This window comes from Bacteroidota bacterium (assembly GCA_018692315.1).
In the GTDB taxonomy this organism is placed as follows: domain Bacteria; phylum Bacteroidota; class Bacteroidia; order Bacteroidales; family JABHKC01; genus JABHKC01.
On record JABHKC010000111.1, the window covers coordinates 1 to 4,039 of the forward strand.

The 4,039-nt window shown below is 27.0% G+C and carries 4 protein-coding genes; all 4 read left to right on the top strand.

What is annotated here, in order from left to right:
• The first annotated feature begins 98 nt into the window (after window positions 1–98).
• Genes HN894_08880 through HN894_08895 form a run of 4 tightly spaced genes read left to right on the top strand, consistent with a single transcriptional unit; the run spans window position 99 to window position 3,825 of the window.
• Window positions 99–482: a hypothetical protein gene (locus HN894_08880; protein ID MBT7143439.1), complete on the top strand. Its 384-nt coding sequence runs from the start codon at window positions 99–101 to the stop codon at window positions 480–482.
• The gene (locus HN894_08885; GenBank protein ID MBT7143440.1) at window positions 482–931 is read left to right on the top strand and encodes a hypothetical protein; all 450 of its coding nucleotides are present in this window, start codon (window positions 482–484) and stop codon (window positions 929–931) included. Before HN894_08880 ends, HN894_08885 begins: the two co-directional genes overlap by 1 nt.
• Window positions 928–2,784, top strand: a complete 1,857-nt coding sequence (locus HN894_08890; GenBank protein MBT7143441.1) for a DUF3732 domain-containing protein — start codon at window positions 928–930, stop codon at window positions 2,782–2,784. Before HN894_08885 ends, HN894_08890 begins: the two co-directional genes overlap by 4 nt.
• A gap of 12 nt (window positions 2,785–2,796) precedes the next feature.
• Complete coding sequence (locus tag HN894_08895; protein ID MBT7143442.1) at window positions 2,797–3,825, top strand: nucleoid-associated protein; 1,029 nt, start codon at window positions 2,797–2,799, stop codon at window positions 3,823–3,825.
• The last annotated feature ends 214 nt before the right edge of the window (window positions 3,826–4,039 follow it).

Genomic DNA, 4,039 nt, shown 5'->3' on the forward strand with positions numbered 1-4,039 from the left:
TAGCCGCAGTCCTTGCAAGTATAGCGTTGCTTGCCTTTAATAATCCCTCTTTTTACTTTGTTTGTCGATTTACACTTTGAACAATCCATAATATTTTTTTGGCAAAAATACAAAATGTATATATAATAAACAATGCCAAATTTTTAAACAATTTCACTTATTGGTCAGAAGAGGAAAATTTCATTCTGCTTACAGAAGCAGAAGAGTTTAAAAAAAATAGTATCCAAATTTGGATGAATGAATTTAGAGCAAAATACAGACAGATTGAAAGACAAATAAATTCAGCAACACCTCTTAACGAATTGGAGGATGATATTAAAGATTTAGGCATTGATTTAGTTGATTATATAAGAAAACAAGACTTATCTATTCAAGGTTTTTCTCCTTTAGGTATTGAATTTAGTAATGGACATTACTACGCCCTATCAGATAATTTGGAAATAGGTTGGCATTATGACTGGGAAAATAAATATAAGAAATAATGAAAGAGATATACTACACCTATAATAATGAAGCAATTGCAAGCTGTATTTTTTTATCTGTATTAAACAAGGTAGAAAAATTAGATATTGCCCACTCTTGCCTTATTCTACCTTTTTTATTAGATGATAGCATTATTAATTATTTACATCAAAATCAAAATAGTGAATTGAATTTAGAACAAATAGTTTACGACAAATCTCGATTATTTGCTTCTTTCAATAAACGTTTTACAGCTTTATTACCTGTCTCTATTAATTCTTTGGTATTGCTAAGTAAAACTAACCAAATAGAAATAGGTAAAGAAATATCTATAAATTCAACATTTAATATTGAGGAGAATATGGGAGATAGATTCAATAAGATAGAAAGTATTGTGCCTTTCTTTTTATCACTAATTGAAAAATACTCAACGACTCAACTATATCAAATTTTAAAAATACAATTATGATATTTATACTTCACGAAATAAAACTATGGTTCAAAGATGATAATTCAGAACCTAAAAGTTATGATTTTTTGCCAAATAAAATTAATGTCATTTCTGGTGATGCAACAACTGGTAAAACAAGTTTTTGGAGCATTATAGATTATTGTCTTTTATCAGGAAAGATGAACATTGTAAATGCTATTTCTGAAAAGGTAGATTGGTTTGGCATCAGATTTACAATTAATGACAAAGAAATATCAATAGTAAGAAAATCACCAAACAAAGGTCTTCCTGCTTCTGAAGTTTATTATGATTTTGGAGAATTCCCTAAAGTACCCAAAGGGAATAAAGAAATTGCTGAAATAAAATCTAAATTAGATGATGAATTTGGTATAACAGATGCTTTAAGGTTTCCTTATGGCAAAGCTTTAGGCAAAACAACTTTTAATCTTTCTTATCGTCATTTCCTTTTATTCAATTCGTTAACCGAATCAATTATTGGAACATCTGAAACTTTTTTTGATACCACTTTTTACGGGAAAGAAGAATATGATAAAGCTCTATCTCATATTTTTGATTTAGTTATTGGTGTTAATGATATGGAAAATATCAAAGCTAAAGAACGAATAAAAGAATTAGATGAAGGAATCAAAAAAATTAATACCCAAGAGAAACGGAATCAAACAATTAATAATAATCTCGAAAGAGATATTTTTGAATTAATTACAAAATCTAAAGAAAATAAATTCATAGAATATCTTCATCCAGCAGATTCTGTAAATGAAGCTATTGAATTACTTCAAAATGTTATTCAAAACACTGTAAAAGTTGCCGACAATTCTAAACTTTTTTCTGAAATTGATGAGTTATACAAGAAAAAATTTAAATTAAAAACTCAAATTAATGCAATAGATAAATACAGAAAGGAATATAGTATTTACAAGAAAAACCTGTCAAAATCGGCTGACAGCTTACAACCAATTGAATTTTTAAATACTAAATTGTCAGACCAATTAGTAGGTTCATATGAAACTCAAAAGTTTATAGAATCATTAGACTCTTCTTTGAAGGATATAAAAAAGAACCTATCAAAAAAGATAAAAGAACCAATTAAGGTTTCAGGAGAAATAAAAGATTTAAAAATACAATTACAAAATATTGAGAAGAGAATAAATCAACTGAATGAAATAAAAAAGAATAGTTCATCAGAAGGAAAAAAGTATGTTGTTTTAGGGGAAATTAAATATGCTTTTGAGCAAATCATAGGCAGAAAACAAATAAAACCTATTGACACTGTTGAACTAAACAGCCTAACTGATGAAAAAATAAGATTAGAAAAAGTACCGCAAGATACTGAGCAAATAAAGTTTTCTATGAAATCATTATTGAATGAGAGTATTCAAAGAAACTATAATTTATATCCTTTGCCTAATTATCAAAATGGTAATGCAAAATTTAATAATGATGAAATGCGTTTAAAGCTATGTCCAGAAGGAGAAATGTTTCCTTTAGATAATGTAGGGAGTAAATCTAACTTTATGTTTATGCACTTATACTTTTTCTTAGGATTACACGAACATATAATTTCATTAGAACAACCACACGTCCCTCAATTTTTATTTATTGACCAACCAAGTATTCCTTATTATGGCAGTAAAGGAAATAGCGATAAAAATAAATTAGTGAATGCTTTTTCTCTTCTAAATTCTTTTATAGACTATATTATAAAAGAAAAGAAAACAAGTTTTCAAATTTTTATGGTTGAACACGCTCCACAAGAATATTGGATTGATAATGACTTAACATATTTTCATACTGTAGATGAATTTATTGGCGGAAAAGGGTTGATTCCTAGTAATATTTATAAAAATTAATTTACACAAAAAATGACATTAGGTAAAATAGAAAAATTTATTATACATTTTGTAGGTAATAAAAATAATGAAGAAGGAGTTCGCTTTTCAAATGCTTTAGCAAATATTAATAAAACAGAAGAATATATTCGGAACTTGATAAGTAACAATCTTAAAGTAGAAGAATTATTTCATTTTTATTTTGTTCCAAACATTGAGCTTAATCCAATGTTTCAATTTGTAAGTTCAATTTTCAATGAAAAATCTACTTTTATTGAGCAATCACAGAATTGTTCAAGATATTTATATGATAAGAGTACACACCCGAAAATTAAGGGAGGCGAATTATGCATAATATATATTGAAGATTGTGTTTTAAATGGAGAAAAAACGGATGCTATAGGTTTATTCAAATCAGAAAATAAAGAAACTATACTAAAGGTGCTTTCAACAAATGATAGTTTTGAATTAGAAAGTGAAAATGGAATAAATACTAATAAATTAGACAAAGGATGTTTGATTTTTAATATTCAAAAAGAAAATGGATATTTAGTTTCAATTATTGATAATACTAACCGTAATTCAGAGGCTCAATATTGGAAAGATGATTTTCTTGGCGTTCAACCTTTAAAAAACGAATTTCACCAGACAAATGAATTTTTAGGAATAGCTAAAAAATATGTAACACAGCAGTTAACAGAAGATTTTGAAGTATCAAAAGCCGACCAAATTGATTTGCTAAACCGTTCAGTTGAATATTTTAAAACAAATGATAAGTTTGATAAAGAAGATTTTGAAAAAGAAGTTTTCCAAGAAAATGAATTGATTAAATCATTCCAAAATTTCGACAATTCATATAGAGATGATAATGAAATTGAACTTTCGGACAGTTTTGAAATATCATCACAAGCTGTTAAAAAACAAGCGAGAGCTTTTAAGAGTGTATTGAAATTGGACAAAAATTTTCATATATATATTCACGGAAACAAAGAATTAATTGAAAAAGGCATTGAAAAAGATGGACGAAAGTTTTACAAAATTTATTATGAGGATGAAAACTAAGTACAACCCCAAAAGCCATACACATTTGCAATTCGCTCAAGCCAACACACAAATCAAAAATTGCAGAAGATTATGACTCGTCCTAAAATAGGTTTACACCAAAAAGTGTAAAAATGGATAAAAAAAGTAAAGTTATTTTAGGATTGTCATCAGGAAAAATACTTAGAAAGCCGAGCAAATATTTTTCAGATGAAGAAAAACATTTCATTATTCA

Bases quoted from the DNA above. Each gene is read 5' to 3' on its own strand.
- HN894_08895 (MBT7143442.1), top strand. From the start codon at position 2,797: ATGACATTAGGTAAAATAGAAAAATTTATTATACATTTTGTAGGTAAT.
- HN894_08890 (MBT7143441.1), top strand. From the start codon at position 928: ATGATATTTATACTTCACGAAATAAAACTATGGTTCAAAGATGATAAT.
- HN894_08885 (MBT7143440.1), top strand. From the start codon at position 482: ATGAAAGAGATATACTACACCTATAATAATGAAGCAATTGCAAGCTGT.